The 17974-nt window shown below is 35.5% G+C and carries 23 protein-coding genes and 1 pseudogene; 9 read left to right on the top strand and 15 right to left on the bottom strand.

The genetic code is table 11. From position 1 onward, the window contains the following. Positions 1–54 precede the first annotated feature (54 nt). Entirely contained in the window at positions 55–3387 is a 3333-nt protein-coding gene (gene dnaE / locus NSS97_RS23325) for a DNA polymerase III subunit alpha (RefSeq protein WP_044442239.1), read from the bottom strand. 42 nt (positions 3388–3429) lie between these two features. On the opposite strand from dnaE, the gene NSS97_RS23330 reads away from it, so the two are divergent. Together NSS97_RS23330 and ytrI are read left to right on the top strand one after the other, a co-directional pair. After that, positions 3430–3843, top strand: coding sequence for a YtrH family sporulation protein (locus NSS97_RS23330; RefSeq protein ID WP_080784575.1), 414 nt, complete (start codon positions 3430–3432; stop codon positions 3841–3843). Further along, entirely contained in the window at positions 3840–4343 is a 504-nt protein-coding gene (gene ytrI / locus NSS97_RS23335; RefSeq protein ID WP_002088948.1) for a sporulation membrane protein YtrI, read from the top strand. The genes NSS97_RS23330 and ytrI overlap by 4 nt, the downstream gene beginning before the upstream one ends. A gap of 51 nt (positions 4344–4394) precedes the next feature. Here ytrI and NSS97_RS23340 read toward each other — a convergent pair whose 3' ends face one another. Beyond that, entirely contained in the window at positions 4395–5327 is a 933-nt protein-coding gene (locus tag NSS97_RS23340) for a DHH family phosphoesterase (RefSeq protein WP_207913264.1), read from the bottom strand. Between the two features lie 314 nt (positions 5328–5641). Between NSS97_RS23340 and NSS97_RS23345 the strand changes: the two genes are divergently transcribed. Then, entirely contained in the window at positions 5642–5947 is a 306-nt protein-coding gene (locus tag NSS97_RS23345) for a YtpI family protein (RefSeq protein WP_044442232.1), read from the top strand. 8 nt (positions 5948–5955) lie between these two features. On the opposite strand, the gene NSS97_RS23350 is transcribed toward NSS97_RS23345, so the two are convergent. After that, the gene (locus NSS97_RS23350; protein WP_002034294.1) at positions 5956–6219 is read right to left on the bottom strand and encodes a DUF3949 domain-containing protein; all 264 of its coding nucleotides are present in this window, start codon (positions 6217–6219) and stop codon (positions 5956–5958) included. Between the two features lie 213 nt (positions 6220–6432). Next, positions 6433–7746, bottom strand: a complete 1314-nt coding sequence (locus NSS97_RS23355) for a CBS domain-containing protein (RefSeq protein ID WP_002088951.1) — start codon at positions 7744–7746, stop codon at positions 6433–6435. A 244-nt stretch (positions 7747–7990) separates the two neighbouring features. On the opposite strand from NSS97_RS23355, the gene NSS97_RS23360 reads away from it, so the two are divergent. After that, positions 7991–8152, top strand: coding sequence for a hypothetical protein (locus NSS97_RS23360; RefSeq protein ID WP_088034667.1), 162 nt, complete (start codon positions 7991–7993; stop codon positions 8150–8152). Positions 8153–8190: 38 nt separating this feature from the next. Here the strand turns inward: NSS97_RS23360 and NSS97_RS23365 are convergent, their stop codons facing one another. Beyond that, complete coding sequence (locus NSS97_RS23365; RefSeq protein WP_044442229.1) at positions 8191–8874, bottom strand: metal-dependent hydrolase; 684 nt, start codon at positions 8872–8874, stop codon at positions 8191–8193. 149 nt (positions 8875–9023) lie between these two features. Here NSS97_RS23365 and pepQ point away from each other — a divergent pair, with 149 nt between their 5' ends. Continuing rightward, on the top strand, positions 9024–10121 hold the full coding sequence (gene pepQ, locus NSS97_RS23370; RefSeq protein ID WP_107887376.1) for a Xaa-Pro dipeptidase: 1098 nt from the start codon (positions 9024–9026) through the stop codon (positions 10119–10121). A 44-nt stretch (positions 10122–10165) separates the two neighbouring features. On the opposite strand, the gene NSS97_RS23375 is transcribed toward pepQ, so the two are convergent. From NSS97_RS23375 to NSS97_RS23405, 7 genes and pseudogenes are all read right to left on the bottom strand, one after another. Further along, positions 10166–10372: a hypothetical protein gene (locus NSS97_RS23375; RefSeq protein WP_002088956.1), complete on the bottom strand. Its 207-nt coding sequence runs from the start codon at positions 10370–10372 to the stop codon at positions 10166–10168. 63 nt (positions 10373–10435) lie between these two features. Next, positions 10436–10727, bottom strand: a pseudogene (locus tag NSS97_RS23380) (anti sigma factor C-terminal domain-containing protein); the annotation flags it as partial. 125 nt (positions 10728–10852) lie between these two features. After that, positions 10853–11308 carry a GNAT family N-acetyltransferase gene (locus tag NSS97_RS23385; protein WP_002190862.1) on the bottom strand — a complete coding sequence of 152 codons (456 nt, stop codon included), beginning with the start codon at positions 11306–11308 and terminating at the stop codon, positions 10853–10855. A gap of 71 nt (positions 11309–11379) precedes the next feature. Continuing rightward, positions 11380–11724 (bottom strand): DUF6176 family protein, encoded by a 345-nt coding sequence (locus tag NSS97_RS23390; RefSeq protein ID WP_044442222.1) that lies wholly within the window; start codon positions 11722–11724, stop codon positions 11380–11382. Between the two features lie 3 nt (positions 11725–11727). Beyond that, positions 11728–12522, bottom strand: coding sequence for a GNAT family N-acetyltransferase (locus NSS97_RS23395; RefSeq protein WP_044442219.1), 795 nt, complete (start codon positions 12520–12522; stop codon positions 11728–11730). After that, entirely contained in the window at positions 12519–12851 is a 333-nt protein-coding gene (locus tag NSS97_RS23400; protein ID WP_002129379.1) for a cupin domain-containing protein, read from the bottom strand. The genes NSS97_RS23395 and NSS97_RS23400 overlap by 4 nt, the downstream gene beginning before the upstream one ends. A 44-nt stretch (positions 12852–12895) precedes the next feature. Continuing rightward, on the bottom strand, positions 12896–13318 hold the full coding sequence (locus NSS97_RS23405; protein WP_107887375.1) for a hypothetical protein: 423 nt from the start codon (positions 13316–13318) through the stop codon (positions 12896–12898). Between the two features lie 131 nt (positions 13319–13449). On the opposite strand from NSS97_RS23405, the gene NSS97_RS23410 reads away from it, so the two are divergent. Both NSS97_RS23410 and NSS97_RS23415 read left to right on the top strand, forming a co-directional pair. Beyond that, positions 13450–13713, top strand: a complete 264-nt coding sequence (locus NSS97_RS23410; RefSeq protein ID WP_107887374.1) for a helix-turn-helix domain-containing protein — start codon at positions 13450–13452, stop codon at positions 13711–13713. Next, complete coding sequence (locus NSS97_RS23415) at positions 13710–14135, top strand: hypothetical protein (RefSeq protein WP_044442212.1); 426 nt, start codon at positions 13710–13712, stop codon at positions 14133–14135. Before NSS97_RS23410 ends, NSS97_RS23415 begins: the two co-directional genes overlap by 4 nt. Before the next feature lie 51 nt (positions 14136–14186). Here the strand turns inward: NSS97_RS23415 and ald are convergent, their stop codons facing one another. Both ald and NSS97_RS23425 read right to left on the bottom strand, forming a co-directional pair. Continuing rightward, entirely contained in the window at positions 14187–15320 is a 1134-nt protein-coding gene (gene ald, locus NSS97_RS23420) for an alanine dehydrogenase (RefSeq protein ID WP_002015529.1), read from the bottom strand. 214 nt (positions 15321–15534) lie between these two features. Beyond that, the gene (locus tag NSS97_RS23425; protein WP_002015530.1) at positions 15535–16326 is read right to left on the bottom strand and encodes an SDR family oxidoreductase; all 792 of its coding nucleotides are present in this window, start codon (positions 16324–16326) and stop codon (positions 15535–15537) included. Between the two features lie 147 nt (positions 16327–16473). On the opposite strand from NSS97_RS23425, the gene NSS97_RS23430 reads away from it, so the two are divergent. Then, the gene (locus tag NSS97_RS23430; RefSeq protein WP_001066676.1) at positions 16474–16932 is read left to right on the top strand and encodes a universal stress protein; all 459 of its coding nucleotides are present in this window, start codon (positions 16474–16476) and stop codon (positions 16930–16932) included. 41 nt (positions 16933–16973) lie between these two features. Here NSS97_RS23430 and NSS97_RS23435 read toward each other — a convergent pair whose 3' ends face one another. Next, on the bottom strand, positions 16974–17678 hold the full coding sequence (locus NSS97_RS23435; RefSeq protein ID WP_044442209.1) for a hypothetical protein: 705 nt from the start codon (positions 17676–17678) through the stop codon (positions 16974–16976). Positions 17679–17773: 95 nt separating this feature from the next. Here NSS97_RS23435 and NSS97_RS23440 point away from each other — a divergent pair, with 95 nt between their 5' ends. Then, entirely contained in the window at positions 17774–17953 is a 180-nt protein-coding gene (locus NSS97_RS23440; RefSeq protein ID WP_002034316.1) for a hypothetical protein, read from the top strand. Positions 17954–17974 lie beyond the last annotated feature (21 nt).

Consider the following 17974-nt stretch of genomic DNA (forward strand, 5'->3'; position numbering starts at 1 on the left):
GGTCTGACCACGAACACTACTACTATAATAATCGAAGTGTAGGGAAATTGTCCATTATATTTTCACAACGACATTTTCGTCACCGACAATTTCACGAAGTGCTCCTAGACATTCTTCACTTGGATGAATCGATAAACTTCGAGATAATTGTACCATTTTATGTTCCTTTTCATAATAAATTAGTACTTTCGTAAAACCTGAATAATCAAACAATATTTTTGTAACTTGATTTACAAGCTTTTTTTCATATTGAGACGGCAATTTCACGTAAACAGATGCTTCTTTCATTCCTTCATAAACATCCATTTCTTCTAGCGGATATAGTCCATTCACGATCCATTGCAACTTATGATTTCTTTGCTCGATCGTACCATCAACTAAAACGATTGCACCTTCTTGTAACCTGTCCGAAAAATGTATATACGTTTCTGGAAAAATAACGGCTTCCATTTCATCATTTTGATCACAGAATGTAATAAACGCCATCTTTTGCAACTTTTTCGTACGAATAACTTTCACACTTGTTATATATACGATCGCTCTTTGTACTTTTTTCTTATGTCGCATCGCCTGAGCAAGAGATGGAATTTCTAATTCTTTTCCTAGCTCCGCATACTGCGCTGTCGGATAGCTAGATAAATAAAAACCGAGTGCTTCCTTCTCTTTATTTAACTGTTCAATAAAGGATAGCTCTTCTCCTTGTACGTATTTTGATTTCGGAACAGCATCCCCTAAATCAAAATCACGTGCAAGATTTGCATACTCCAACGCTCCTTTAAGACTTCTCCATAACGTCGTCCTCGAAACACCAAAACCGTCAAAACAACCAGACCAGACAAACGCTTCTAAATTTCGCTCTGTTACAAATTTTGATGGCATACGAAGACAAAACTCAAATAAATCTTCGAACATTTTTTCCTCTCGTTCTTCGAGTAATGCCGTCACGGTAGCCATTCCGATATTCCGAATCGAAAGTAAACTATATCGAATCGCATTCCCTTCTATTTGGAAGTTGTAACCACTTCTCTGAAGAGACGGCGGTAAAACGTGAAAACCTTTCCGCTTCGTTTCTCGTACATACTGCACAATCTTATCTTCATTTCCAATTGCACTTGATAATAACGCAGTCATAAATTCCAGCGTATAATTTGCTTTTAAATATGCAAGCTGATATCCGATCATACTGTAAGCTACAGCGTGACTTCGGTTAAAACCGTAATCCGCAAATCTTACAATTAAATCATAAATTTGTTCTGAAGACGTCTCATCGTATCCGTTTTCCAAACAACCTTGAACAAAATGCTTACGTTCTTGATCTAAAATATCACGATTTTTTTTACTCACTGCACGGCGCAGCAAATCCGCTTCTCCAAGCGAAAATCCAGCTAACTTCGATGCGATTTGCATAATTTGTTCTTGGTATACAATTACGCCGTATGTTCTTTCTAAAATCGGCTTTAAATCCGGATGTAAATATTCAATTCGTCTTTTCCCATGCTTCGATTCAATAAAGGTTGGAATTTGTTCCATCGGTCCTGGTCTGTATAACGAGTTAACAGCGACTATGTCTTCAAATTCATTCGGTTTTAACCCACGAAGTACATTTCGCATACCACCTGATTCAAGCTGGAATACACCTGTTGTATCCCCTCTTCCTAACAATTGAAACGTCTTTTCATCTTGCAGAGGTAAATTTCTTATATCAATTTGTTTCCCAGTTTTTTCAACAATAAATTTTATAATATTTTCAAGTAACGTTAAATTACGTAAGCCTAAAAAGTCCATCTTGAGCAATCCAAGTTCTTCTAATGCATCAGCTGGATATTGCGTAACATAGACATCGTTATGCCCTTCTTGAATCGCTACACTTCCCGTTAACGGTTCTTGGCTCATAATAACGCCAGCTGCATGAATAGACGTATGACGCGGTAATCCCTCTACACGTTTTGCAATTTCAAACACACGCTCATGTAACAGATTCCCTTGTATAAACTCACGGAGCGATTGCGATTCCTCATATGCATCTCTTAACGTTATACCAAGCTTTGATGGGATAAGTTTTGAAAATATGTCAATATCTCTTGGCAGGAGCCCCATTACACGAGCAATGTCTCTAATTGCGGCTTTCGCTGCAAGAGTTCCGAACGTTACAATTTGAGCAACACGAAGCTGACCATATTTATCTTTCACATATCGAATCATCTCATCACGTCTTATATCTGGAAAATCAATATCAATATCTGGAAGTGTCACACGTTCAGGGTTTAAAAACCTTTCAAATAATAATTCATATTCAATCGGATCAATATCTGTAATTTCCAATACGTAAGAAACGAGTGAACCAGCTGCCGATCCACGGCCTGGCCCAGTTAAAATATGATTTTCATGTGCATATTTCATAAAGTCCCATACGATGAGGAAATAATCGCTAAATCCCATACGAGAAATAACATTTAATTCATGATTCAAACGTCCTATATGCGCTTCTTTCGGCGTACCATAGCGTTTCTGCAAGCCTTCTTCACAAACACGGCGCAAATACGTATCATTCGTCTCGTTAAATGGAACAGGAAATTTCGGTAATTGATTTACATGGAAAGGAATTTCTACTTGGCAACGTTCCGCTATTGTTATTGTATTTTGAACCGCTTCCTCAGCATGAGAAAATAGTGCTCCCATTTCATCCGATGACTTTAAATAATACTGATCCGTTTTCATTCTCGGTCTATCTGGATCAGTCATTTTCGTTCCGCCTTCGACAGATAATAAACATTCATGAACAAGTGCGTCACTTTGATTAATATAGCGAACATCATTTGTTGCAACGACTGGAACGTTTACCTTATTAATAAATTCAGGCAGTTTTTCTTGTAAAAGCAGTTCATCTTGAATTGCATGATGCTGCAAACTTATATAAAAATTGCTGAACATATTTTGATACGTATGAGCTACTTCTTCAGCCTGACTCTCTTTGTCTTCTAATAATAGCTGTTCAATCTCTCCGTCTTTCCCTGGTGAAATTGCAATTAACCCTTTCGCATAATGAGCAAGCCACTTCTTCGGGATACCTTCTTTTGACTTCGTCATAATGCTGCTAGAGATCTTTAATAAATTTTGATAGCCTATTTCATTCTCAGCAAGTAAGACAAGTGGATAAGACCTTTCTTCTTCTTCACTAAAAATAGAAGCTGTTAAGCCGATAATAGGCTGTATACCATTTTTCTTGCATGCTTTATAAAACGGAATAACTCCATACATAACATTTTCATCTGTAATGGCCAGCGATGAAAATCCAAGCTCTTTCGCCCGAATGACAAGCTCATCAATTTTACAAGCACTTTTTAATAAACTAAAAACGGTTTGACATTGTAAATGCACAAACTTCACTGTTGTACCCTCTCTTTACCTATGTGACTACTTTTATTATAGGTGATGAGGAAAGCGGAAATCAAAACATACTTCTCATACTTTGTCCATATATATGAAGAAGAAAGGGGAATGACGATGGATGTAAGAGAACATACTTTTTTCTCTCTGCTTATTATTAGTTATTTTATTGCCTTTGGAGTTATACTTGGTGGTTCATTAATTGGCGGATTTGGTGCATTTCTCATCGGAAAACCAACTCTAACTTATATTAATCAATTCGCCCAAAATTTAAGAATTTGGGCACTCGTTGCAGCAATTGGCGGAACGTTCGATACCTTTTATAGCTTTGAAAGAAGCTTCTTTGGCGGAGATATAAAAGATATCGTAAAACAAATTCTCCTTATTTTTTTTGCAACTGGCGGTATGCAAACTGGTCTTATTATTATTAAATGGCTTACACAGGAACATGTATGAGAGTACCCAGTGCCAATACAGCCAAAAGGTGGTATTTAGTTTTAGCTGGCGCTGCTGTTGGAGGAGTGTTGAGCTGGTTTGTTTTTTTGTACATATACGGTGTTTTTCAAGAAGAACAAACTAGTAAAATAGCAGAACAAAAAGAAATTATCGAAAAACAAGAAGCAAAACTCCACGTCCTTCTCGAAGACCAAGAGAAATTGAACACAGAAAATAAACGGCTCTTAACAATTCAAGAAATCAAAATAAAAATTATAAATCGAAAAAAATATGATTTAGACAATCTTACACTTGAAAACATGACCACTTCTATCCATAATGACCTCCAGCATCTTTTAACGAAAAACATTCAAAGCATCGCAAAAAATAAAGACCTGCTCAAAAAAGTCATCGAAAATAAAACGTACAAACATTACGATCGTATATACCGCTTTAAAGTAGACACAGTCTCTTTTGATACCGTACTTGAAATTAGTATTGATATAGAGAAAGAAAAATAAAAAAAGGAGGGCTTCAGTGCCTCTCCTTCTCTTTCGTTCAACATACAATTTTTATCTACACAGCTCACGTAAATCAGCAAACAGGCGATCTGCTTCTTCCCAAGAAGATGCTTTTGCACCAGAAGCCATCGGATGTCCTCCGCCATTATATTGCATTGCTAACTTATTAATAACTGGTCCTTTTGAACGAAGACGAACACGAATAACATCATCTTCCTCTAAAAATAGAACCCATGCCTTTAATCCACCAATATTACCAAGTGCTCCGACAACACCAGATGCTTCAGTAGAAAGTACATCAAACTCTTCTAGTACCTCTTTCGTTAATTTAATGTACGCTGCGCCTTCTTCTACCATCGTGAAGTTTTGTAAAATATAACCGTTTAAACGAGCGATTTTTTCTTTTGTCTTATACATTTCATTGTATAAATCCGTAAATTTAACATCCATTTCAACAAGCTCACTTACGTAACGAAGTGTTTTCGCTGTTGTATTCGGGAATAAGAAACGACCTGTATCTCCAACAATACCCGCTAAAATAAGGCGAGCTGCTTCCTTTGAAATCGTTAATCCTTTATCTTTTCCATAACTGTAAAATTCATAAATCATTTCACTTGTAGAACTTGCTGTCGTATCCACCCATGTAATATCTCCGTACGGGTCTTCATTCGGATGATGATCAATTTTAATTAACATCTTTCCTTTTGCATAACGCTGATCACAAACACGCTCTTGGTTCGCTGTATCACAAACGATAACAAGTGCATCTTCATATACACTATCTTCAATATCATCCATTACTCGTAAAAACGATAAAGAAGGCTCGTTGTACCCAACCATATAAATATTTTTCTCTGGAAACGATTCTTGCAGAATTGTACCAAGTCCGCACTGAGAACCTAACGCATCCGGATCCGGACGTACATGACGATGAATAATAATTGTATCAAACTCTTTAATTGCTCCTAAAATTTGCTCATGCATATGTATAATCTCCTTTTTATTCAACTTCTTCATTTTATCCCGCATTAACGTGTAGTAAGACTCCCACCTCAAAAGTATTAAAAACAATGGGGCAAAATTAATTTGGAGCCTGAATGCACGTAAAAGCCCGATTGGTGAGGGCTAATAATTAGTACGTGGGATCTCCCCACACTAATTAAAGTTTTACTTTATCCCCCATTATAACGGAAAACATTTCATACATGCGAACAATTGCTTTATAATAAAAATTAGAAAGTTTAGATTTTTCTTTTTCTAAATTATTATTTTTATACCAATCGATGGGAGCGTGTATTATGCCAGTATTCGTCTTTTGTATTATCATCTCATTTGTGTTGTACCTCTTCTATAAAACAAAATTCTTTCGTACAAACCGTCCAATGGAGAAAGGTTGGCTCTCTGGAAAATCCGCAATGGCACTCGGCTTATTCGTCCTCTTCTTTGGGATAAACCAATTCTTTTTAGAACTTTCAACTGCACGCATTATCGTTGGTGTTTTGTTTATTTTATTTGGCAGCGCGAGTACATTTAATGGATTCCGCCAATATAAACACTTTCTACCATTAGCAGTCAAAGAAGCCGAATCTTATAAAACAACGTAAAAAAAGCATCAACATTGTGATGCTTTTTTACGTCCCTTCACTTTCAAAATCATATACGCAACAAACGCAGATGGTATATTAAAGGGATTACCTTGCACGTGAAAATGTAATTGTTCTTCTCCAAAAGACATCTGTTTGTATAGCTCTTGCTGAGATAATCCTGTTCGTTTCTTTTTTTCATTTAATCCTTGTAAGTATAAGTATTGAATTGGTATCATCACAAGGAAATAAAAGAGTGCGATACCACCAAAAAAGAGTAATTCTGATGACATATTGCATCCCCCTTCCGACATCCATTATCTTACAATCTAATTATATCATAGTATACAATCTAAACGGATTAATATTCTGTTTTTTCTAATTATACATTCATCTCTCCTTATATATATATTTCCCGCTAAAACTCTTCCGCATCTTTAGCAACAGCTTCCAAACCCAATAAAACAAAAAAGATGGAACAAACCAAAGCGATTTGTTCCATCTTTTTATTTATCGATCAATTGCACCATAAGTAATGCTTTCCCGACAACATTACCTTCATGATGCACTTCTACATCAATCTTACCAAATTTACGCCCAATTTCTAATACTTTCGGATGAACTGATACAACATTATCAATTTGAACTGGCTTAACGAAATAAATGGTTAAGTTTTCAACAATTAAATCGCTCTTCTTCTGCGCACGAATGACACGGTTTGTTGCTTCTGTCACAATTGTTGTGAATACACCGTAAGATAACGTCCCGATTGAATTCGTCATTTGTGGCGTCACTGAAAATTGATACAAATGCTCATTTTTCGCTTCTTTCGGCGTCATAAATTGGTTCGTTACAATATCATCAATTGTTTCCCCAACTTGCGGTTGACGTTGAATCATTTGCAACGCCTGAAGTACATCTTGGCGACTAATGATCCCTTGCAATTTATTCCCTTCTTCCACAACAGGAAGTAACTCAATACCTTCCCACACCATCATACGTGCTGCAGCTGCGACAGACATTTTTCCGTTTACCGTAATTGGATGCTTTGTCATCACTTTATCAATTGGTGTTTCTTTCACGACACCAATCATATCTTTTGAAGTTACAATACCTAACACCTTTTTATTTTCATCAACAATTGGATAACGTCCATGCATCGTTTCTTCATTATACGCATGCCATTGCTGTACTGTATCATTTGGCTTTAAATATAACGTTTCTTCAATTGGCGTTAAAATATCTTCAACGAGTACAATTTCTTTCTTGATAAGTTGATCATAAATTGCACGGTTAATTAACGTTGCGACCGTAAATGTATCATAACTACTTGAAATAATTGGAAGCTTTAATTCGTCTGCTAATTTCTTCACATGATCTTCCGTATCAAATCCGCCCGTAATTAACACTGCTGCCCCTGCTTCTAGTGCTAATTGATGTGCGTTCGTACGGTTACCGATGATAAGTAAATTCCCTGCTTCTGTATAGCGCATCATCGCTTCTAATTTCATAGCCCCGATTACGAATTTATTTAATGTTTTATGTAGTCCTTCTCTGCCTCCAAGTACTTGACCATCGACAATGTTAACGACTTCTGCATATGTCAGTTTTTCGATATTCTCTTTCTTCTTTTGTTCAATTCGAATCGTTCCGACACGTTCAATTGTACTAACATAACCTTTATTTTCTGCGTCTTTAATTGCACGGTAAGCTGTCCCTTCACTTACACTCAAATCTTTCGCAATTTGCCTCACAGAAATTTTATGCCCTACCGGCAGGCTATTAATATGTTCTAAAATTTGATTATGTTTGGTAGCCAAATGGTTTCACCATACTTTCTTTTCCCTAAATTCTTCATGTGTTGTATTTTCAGTATACTATATTTTCAAAACTGTTACACTCTCTCTTTATATGCCTGTACCATTTTTTTTATAACAAAATACCCCTTACATTCCACCAGTCATTCTATTACAACAATGTAATGCTGTTGTCATCTCGTTCGATAGTTTGTCCACCCGATTCCATATACAATTAAGATAAGAAATGAAACAAAGGAGCGAATACATGATGAAAAAATTTTTAGAGGTTGTAGGTGCTGTATTTTTAGCTTTCGTAGATGGGAAAAAAGTTGCAATGGAGTTGAATGAAACACCCGAACAGCCACGTACAAAACGAGAAGAATCAGCTAAACAAATACAGACTTTAAAAACTGTACTACACACATAAAAAACCCTTCACTTGTCATTTCAAATGAAGGTTTTTTTTTATAGTGTAATACTTTCTCCAGCTTCTAATACTTTCCCTGTACAATTTTGTAGCTTTCCTACAAATTGATATGGATCTTGTTCAATAACTGGGAACGTATTGTAATGCATCGGTACAACTGTTTTCGCCTCTATCCATTTTGCTGCTAACACAGCGTCTTCTGGCCCCATTGTGAAATTATCGCCAATTGGTAAAAATGCTACATCAATATTATTCAGTTCTCCAATTAACTTCATATCAGAGAATAAAGCAGTATCTCCTGCATGATATACCGTTTTCTCTTCTGCTGTAAACAAAATACCAGCTGGCATACCTGTATATGTAATCGTCTTATTTTCTTCATCAATATAACTAGAGCCGTGGAATGCTTGAGTAAATTTCACTTTTCCAAAGTCAAATTCATGTGAACCACCAATATGCATTGGATGTGTATTTACACCTTGCCATCCTAAAAATGTCGCTAATTCAAACGGTGCCACAACGACCGCATTATTGTTCTTTGCTAACGCTACTGTATCTCCAACATGATCACCGTGTCCGTGCGATAAAATAATCGCATCAACTTTTACATCTTCAGCCTTTAAATCGGTTTTCGGATTTCCCGTTAAAAATGGGTCAATTAAAATAACTTTTCCATTCGTTTCAATCTTTACAACTGAATGCCCGTGATACGATACTTTCATCATTACATTCCTCCCCTATTCACATTCTCACTTTTTATTCTACATGATTTCTCAATTCCCTGTCTTTTCTAACATCGATTTACTTGTCATAACGCTTTCCTCCGATGTAAAGTTATATTTGTAATTAAATATCTCGGGGGTGCCAATCAATGAATGCTAGATTAGAAAATTTAATGCAATGGCTAAAAGAAAAAAACGTAGAAGCTGCGTTCTTAACTTCTACACCGAACGTCTTCTACATGACAAACTTCCACTGTGAACCACATGAAAGACTACTTGGTATGTTTGTATTCCAAGAAAAAGAGCCTATTTTAATTTGTCCTAAAATGGAAGAAGGCCAAGCACGTAACGCTGGCTGGGCACATGAGATTATCGGATTTACTGATACGGACAGACCATGGGATATGATTGCAAAAGCAATTAAAGATCGTGGTATTGATGCAAATGCAGTTGCAATTGAAAAAGAACATTTAAACGTAGAGCGCTACGAAGAATTAACAAAATTATTCCCAAATGCAGCTTTCAAATCGGCTGAAGAAAAAGTTCGCGAGCTTCGCTTAATTAAAGACGAAAAAGAACTTTCTATTTTGCGTGAAGCGGCTAAAATGGCAGATTATGCTGTTGAAGTTGGTGTAAATGCAATTAAAGAAAATCGTAGTGAGCTAGAAGTATTAGCAATTATTGAGCATGAATTAAAAACAAAAGGCATCCATAAAATGTCATTCGATACGATGGTATTAGCAGGCTCAAACTCTGCTCTTCCACACGGTATTCCAGGTGCAAACAAAATGAAACGCGGCGATTTCGTACTATTTGATTTAGGTGTAATCATTGAAGGTTATTGCTCTGATATTACGCGTACAGTAGCATTTGGTGATATTTCTGAAGAACAAACTCGCATTTACAACACTGTACTTGCTGGACAACTACAAGCAGTTGAAGCATGTAAACCAGGCGTTACATTTGGTGCAATTGACAACGCTGCTCGCTCTGTTATCACAGATGCAGGTTATGGAGACTTCTTCCCTCACCGCCTTGGCCACGGACTTGGAATTAGCGTACACGAATATCCAGATGTAAAAGAAGGCAATGAGTCTCTATTAAAAGAAGGTATGGTCTTCACAATTGAGCCAGGTATTTACGTACCAAACGTAGGCGGCGTTCGTATTGAAGATGATATTTACATCACAAAAGACGGATCAGAAATCTTAACGAAATTCCCGAAAGAATTACAATTTGTGAAATAATAAAAAGGTAGCGTGATCGCTACCTTTTTATTAAAGAAGGCCCTTTAAAAAGTGCCTTCTTCTATCTCACTAATATTTATTTGAAATTTCACGATCCAAACTGAGAAAAGGTGGACAAGAAGCGCAAACGCCATACATGCTCCGCTTAAAAAAGTTAGTATAGGATGCGAATACACGTGCCCTAATCCATAGGATATCGCCACGAAAAACATTGTTATGTAAATATAAATTGCTCCATGTATTTGCCTCATATAAACCTCCTTTTCCCATATTATAACATAAATTTTCTGATTATTCACATTAATTAATTGTAATCAATATTTCTCAACTGTTACGCCTCTTACAGCCGCCTTAATATATGGTGCTCCTTGTAAACCTTGTAAATCCTCTGTTTTCCCTGTTACAACTATACCGTATATTGGTAGGTCTTTTGGTTTCGTGTTTTTTATTTCTTTATAATATTGTTCAAAATAATCACTTGGTATACCTTCACTATTTTTTTGCTAAAGACTTCATTTGGTACAGAAACTCTTTTGAGTTTATTGTTAAATCATTTTTCACACCTTCTGTTACTTTTGCATAACTCCCTTCAAATCCAAAAAAATTTTCATAATAAAAAGCACATCTATTTTAATGTGCTTCTCACATATATTTTAATTTTTTAACATACAAATCAATTTTTTCGAAATAAAAACTTCCACTCATTTAAAAGATATATTCTCATAATATCTTTATGATTTAGTTGTCATAATAATTGAACGTGGATAAAATCCCAGCTTTTGATAAAACGATACAGCTTCATTTCCGTACACTACTATTAATTCAATGTCATCTACTTGCTTTTCTTTAAACCATTCCACTGCACTATTCATTAATTTCAAACCGAATCCGTTTCTTCGATATTTTTCATCAACAAATAAAACTTCAATCTTCCCACTTACGCTTTTACTATACGCTATACAAAATCCTAATATATTATCTGTTTCTAACTCAATCAATAGTTCAATTCTATATTCTCCGTACTTTGAATTTTTTTTATAATCTTCAATACGTTCCTCAAATGTCATTCTTGGATAATCACCAGAAAAATATTTTGATTTACTGTTATGATATTCATGCAATTTATCTAATGAGTCTCTGATTATCTCTATTTCATCGAGAGTGATATATTTATGACTAATTCGCATCTTACAGCATCTCCAATAATATATATTTCACAAAAAAAGAGGATGGTTTATCTTTACAAAATACTACTCTATTATTTCATCGCTTCTTTCACAACATCTTGAATCATAACGACTTCCGTCTTCAGATCGACAGCCGGTGCTTCTTCATCAATACATTCATACCAAAACTCTAAATGTTTTTTATCAATTTCATGATGAGAATTTCCGACAAGAGCCCCGCCTTCTCCTTGCACAGAATACCAATATAAGTACTCTTCTCCATCTCTTATTTCCCGGAAAATTGTCTCTACATACATCTTTTCGTCGTTTAATGTCAAAAGCACTTCTTTCATATTATCATTAAGAAGCTGCATCCATTCATCTACGCGATGACTTTTACCTGGCTTGACTTTGAATCTTGTTAATTCTACATTCATCTTTTATTCCCCCATTTTCTTGCGGACAAACAAAACATATTCTACTGGATTATGGAAGCTTAATTTACTAGCTAATTTTTGCGAGGGAATATTATCTACATTACAATCCCAGCATGGTGTAATATGATTTTGTATACACTGTTCAATGAAACGTGTTGCGACAGCTTGAGCTAACCCTTTCCCTTGATGTGCTTCATGTGTTGCAATATCAATTTCAGCAAAACCATTCCCTCTAAATATTGAGACGCATTCGGCTACAATCATCCCATCTTGTTCTATACAAAAGCCAAAGCCGTTATTTAAAAACACTTCTTTTGATCCCCAATATTCTTTGTAATAATCCTCTGTAAATTCATTACTTCGTTCTATATCACTTTTATCAATACGTTTAATTTCATATGTATTTTTGTTTAATTCTATTCTTCTATCTTCAAAAACTTCTCTTTGAAATTGAAATGTCATTCGTAGGATGTTCCGAAATGCATTACTAAAACGCTCTTCTAACATCATTTCCCACTCGTCACTCGAAGTGAACAATGTAAATCTCTTCTCTGTTTTTTCAATAGCCATTTTTAAATACGCAAATAAATATTCGTTATAATTTTGATCATCCGTATCACCAAATAAATAATAGATACCATTAGCTGTACGAATTAGTCCTGCTGTTAATTTCTCGTTTGCAAAAACTTCACCATCTATCATTTGATCACATACCGCATGAGCAAAGGTTGTTGTCCTTGTATGACCTTCTAAAATCGGAAGGATTTTTCTATACTGGGCTACAGATAATTTTTTCATAATTGCTCCACTTTAATCGTATCCGCCTCTATATTTTCAAAACAAAGATTTACCGTTCTCTTGAATGCTCTCGTTCTATGGATCGTGCATGCTGGAATTAAGATAGAATCATTTGGCTTTAAAACCGCCGTCTCTCCATCTTCAAAATCGATAAGTAGTTCTCCCTCTAGCACAATAAATAATTCATCCGAATTAGAATGATAGTGCCAATCATATTCACCAGTAAATACGGCGATTCGTAAGCAATGATTATTTACATTTGAAACGACGAAGTTTTTATGTTGTTCTTGAATGTCCTTTGTTAATTCTAATAAATTCACAGTTTCCATCTTTCGTCCCACCCTTTCATTAGTCGTTCTTCTGAAAAACTAATTTAGTCTCCACCACCTCCGCAATCTCCTCCACCATCACTTGAACTGCTACAATCGTTGCTACTGTAATCACCAAATCCGCTTGATGAGCTTGAATCGGATGAAGATTTTTTTCTTCTTTTTCTATCTTTTTTACTTTCATGACTAGGCCACACTTTATCAAATAATATAAAGAATAAGAATCCTTCTACCATAACAAGTGTAACGCCAAAAATACCTTCAATAACATTAGGGGTTATCCCAAAATTTTTAACCATCCCACATAAAAACACGCAAAAAATCACATACAAGAACATACAAATATACCGAAATGTTTTTTCTATCATAATGACTACTTTTTTTGAAAGAGGTATGTTCTGTTCCTGTTTTTTCTTTATATACTTTTGTCTTTTAGCTTGCTTTTTCTTACTCTTTTTGCTCCCCATTGAATCTCCTCTATCGACTTTCATTTTTCATTTAATTCCAAATTATCACAAAAAACAACATCATAACAAGCAATATTTCTCGTAAAGTTTCATTTACTTTTTGTAAAGTTTCATTTACTTTTTACCTAAAAATGGATATTATAAATGTAACAAATTTACAAAAAGGAGACTTTGTATATTTGATTAAAAATAAAGTAAAACAATTCCGCGTCGTTAGAGACATCACCCAAGAGCAATTAGCTTCCTCTGTTCAAATCACTAGACAATCCCTCATCGCTATCGAGAAGAATAAATACAACCCGAGTTTAGAATTAGCATTGAAATTATGTGAGTTTTTCGGCTGTAAAGTGAAGGATTTATTTCAATTAGATAAAACCGGGGAGGAAAAAGAATGAAAAATACTTTTAATCAAGAGTTCATTTCGCATCTTACCATTTTATTGTTAGGTTCAACTTTTCTTTATTTCAATAGTAATGATGAAGAAAAGATTAGTTCTGTCCTTCTATTCACTTGCGTATACATACTCTTAGCCTTAATACTATTCATAGTGAAACGAATATTCTTTAAGAAAAAGAAGCACGATTCCGAGAAATATCCATTACCTGAGATGGATGAAAGAATCGAGAAGATGAGTTTAAAACTTATGGCGCAAATTTTCGGCCTCTCTCATTTAATCGGTTCTGCGATACTATTTATTTTATATATCACTGACAAAAATTCGATGATACGAGTTGAGTATGCCTTGTATTATTTGTTTGGTATTCTTTTCTTTACAATGATGTTCGGATTAAGAATTGTAAAGAAACTAGACAATTAGCCTAAATAAAAAGCCCCTCCTTACAAAAGGAGGGGCTTACATGTATTTCTATTATGATAAAGCAGGAGCTTTTTCAAGAAGCTCTTTCGCATCAGCGTATTGTAAGCTGTGCGCTTCTGCAACTGCTTCGAATGTTACGTAGCCATCTAATGTGTTAATACCTTTTAATAATGCAGTGTTGCCTAGGCAAGCTTCTTTGTAGCCTTTGTTAGCAATTTGTACTGCATATGGTACTGTTACGTTTGTTAATGCAAGAGTTGATGTACGTGGAACCGCACCTGGCATGTTTGCAACTGCATAGTGAACAACGCCGTGTTTTTCATAAGTTGGGTTGTCGTGAGTTGTAATACGGTCAGTTGTTTCGAAAATACCACCTTGGTCAATCGCGATATCTACAACGACAGAACCTGGTTCCATTGATTGAATCATTTCTTCTGTTACAAGTTTTGGCGCTTTTGCACCTGGGATTAATACTGCACCGATTACAAGGTCAGATTCTCTTACAGCTTCTGCAATGTTATACGGGTTAGACATTAACGTTTTCACTTGGTTTCCGAAAATGTCATCTAATTGACGAAGACGTTCTGCACTTAAGTCGATGATTGTTACATCTGCACCTAAACCTACTGCAATTTTCGCTGCGTTTGTACCAGCTTGACCACCGCCGATAATTGTTACTTTACCGCGTTTCACCCCTGGAACACCTGCAAGTAAAATACCTTTACCACCTTTGTTTTTCTCAAGGAACTGTGCACCGATTTGCGCAGACATACGACCAGCTACTTCACTCATAGGTGCAAGTAATGGTAGAGAACGATTGTCTAATTGTACTGTTTCGTATGCAATTGATACCACTTTGTTATCAATTAATGCTTTCGTTAATTCTGGCTCTGGAGCTAAGTGTAAGTATGTGAATAAAATTAAACCTTCGCGGAAATAACCGTATTCACTTTCAACTGGCTCTTTTACCTTCATAACCATATCTTGATTCCATGCTTCTTCAGCAGTTTCAACAAGTTTCGCACCAGCTTGTACGTATTCTTCATCTGTAAAGCCTGATCCTACACCTGATCCTTTTTGAACAAAAACTTCATGACCATTTTGTACTAAATGTACAGCTCCCGCTGGCGTCATTGCCACGCGGTTTTCATTGTTTTTAATTTCTGTTGGAATACCGATACGCATTATTAGTTCCCCCTTGAGTTATGAAATGACCCCTGAATCATTTTTTAAAGCGCTTTCTATACTCTTATATTCTAACATAATATCTCAATATTTGACAAAAAAATAATACAAGTTTTCCGATAGATTTAATCTTACATGAAAGGACAGTATTATCCGTACCTCTCAGTATAAAGGATAAACTGTCCAATTATTCGAAACTTCACTTTATTTAATTCTATCGATGTCTATGAATAACATCAACAGCGCCTGTTACTTCAATAATCGTGCCAGTAATCATATCAGAATCGTCCTCACATAAAAACGAAATGGTTCTTGCGATATCTTCCCCTGTTCCAGATCTACCAATTGGTGTGTTACTACCTTTCAGATTTCGTGCTTCTTCAATCGTTGCCTCTTTCATTTCACCAATTATATCACCAGGACATACCATATTCGCAGTAATACCGTATTCAGCTTCTTCGTATGCGACTGTTTTCGTTAAAGAAACAAGTCCGACTTTCGCAGCTGCAAAGGCTGAACGATAAATCCATCCAGGCGCGCTATCTGCCCCTTGAAATCCATAGTTAATAATACGGCCAAATTGCTGGTTTCTCATAATCGGTACGACAAGTTTTAATAAATGAAACACCGCTGTTAAATTACCCTGGATCATTTCATTCCATTCGTCTTCTTCGTAATCGACTAATTTTTTCCTTTCAAATACGTAAGGACCAGCATTATTAATTAAGAAGTCAATTTTGCCAAAACGGCTCATCGCTTCTTCTACTATTTTATGTAAATCTTCCTTTTTCGTGACATCAGCTTGCACGAACTGTAGACGTTCTTCCATATTTTTATATGTTTCTTTCATTGTTTCCATAGCACTTGTATCGCTATGATATGTTACTGTTACTGAATATCCTTTATCCAATAACTTTTCTGTTACTTGCTTTCCTAAACCTTTCGTACCGGCTGTAATGAGCGCGTGTCTCACAAACATGCCTCCTTTTAAATTGCTATACTCCATATGTAACAAGTTCTCGCTTCAATTACAACTAAAATGAATCAAGGCAAAGTTTTCAAAATTCTGTAACGTTTCCAACAAGCACATTACCAAAATTTGTTTTATAATAAAGTTGTAAACGGTAATAAAAATGATTGGGAGGAATTTACTATGAATAATACATATACAAATATTTTAATTGCGGTGGACGGTTCTAAAGAAGCAGAAAAAGCCTTTAAAAAAGCAATTCAAGTTGCAAAACGAAACAATGCAACATTAACAATTGCTCATATCGTTGATGTAAAAGCATACTCAGCAGTAGAGGCTTATAGCCGCGCAATTGCTGAACGTGCAAATCTATTTGCAGAAGACTTATTAGAAGACTACAAAAAAACTGCGCTTGAAGCTGGTCTTGAAAAAGTGGAAACTGTATTAGAATTTGGTAATCCTAAATCTAAAATTTCAAAAGAAATCGCTCCAAACCATAAAGTGGATTTAATTATGTGTGGTGCAACTGGTTTAAATGCTGTAGAACGTTTCCTAATTGGTAGCGTCTCTGAACATATTATTCGCTATGCGAAATGCGATGTCCTTGTTGTTCGTGGTGATGAGGAGCAAGGTGATCTTTAATTTATAATTAAAACACCAAGTCCACATAGGCTTGGTGTTTTTCATTTCACAAACTTCACTATAAATACAAGACAAGCTACAACAACAACGGTACCTGCCAACACATACGGCGGAAGAAATTTCAAAAACCATAGCGCCATCATTATCGTGGCAACAGTTAAGTACGTTTGCTTTGCATCTTCTGTCATTTTTTTACGAAGTAAGAAAACATACACATAACCGATTGGCGGCGTAATGAAGCAAAGAGCATATATAATTTTTGATTTTAAATACCACTTTTGTTCGCCAAGTTTCTTTATGTCTTCTTCTATTCTCTTACTCTCTTGTTCTCTCACTTCTTCTTCAATCGGATCTTCCTCTTCTCCTCGCCTTTCTTTCATATAAGGAAGAAAGTGCATGAAAAAATAACATGCAAATACGATTGCCCAAAATTCAATATCCAATCTTTCTAGTGGAATATGCTCGCTAAAAAATGCAGCAGCAATCACTAAAGAAAAACAATACGTTGTCATCCAAAATGAACGTTTTCTCTTTTTCCGTTCTATTTCTTTTTTATCTTTTACTTCTTGTACTTTCTTTTTTCTAGAAAGCCATACAGAAATACAGCAATCTACTACAAATAAAGTAAAGATAAAGATTGCTATATGCATTGTTGTTACATTCTCAAATGAAAATACTTCTGGGAATGCAACGTGTAATACAATTAGCGTGTACAAAATTAACCCTACAAAATAAATACGTCTCATCTTCCATTCCTTTCTCATTTCCTAACATTAGGTTAACATACATTTTTTAGAAATAGACGGACAAAATATATGTGTTTAGAAAAGGAGGATGCTACATGGATGATTATGAACGTATTATTTTAGATGTGAACGGTACAGAACTCGAAATGTTAAATACGATTCGCGAGCATTTTAAAGAAAAACATGGTGTTGAACTAAGTCACGGTGCATTGCTTCGAGATTTAATGGATATTGAATACATTCGGATTACGGAAGATCGACACAAGTATGATTAATCAATGAAGCTTTAAGCCTAG

It is taken from the genome of Bacillus sp. FSL R12-0074, from assembly GCF_038005725.1.
In the GTDB taxonomy this organism is placed as follows: domain Bacteria; phylum Bacillota; class Bacilli; order Bacillales; family Bacillaceae_G; genus Bacillus_A; species Bacillus_A mycoides.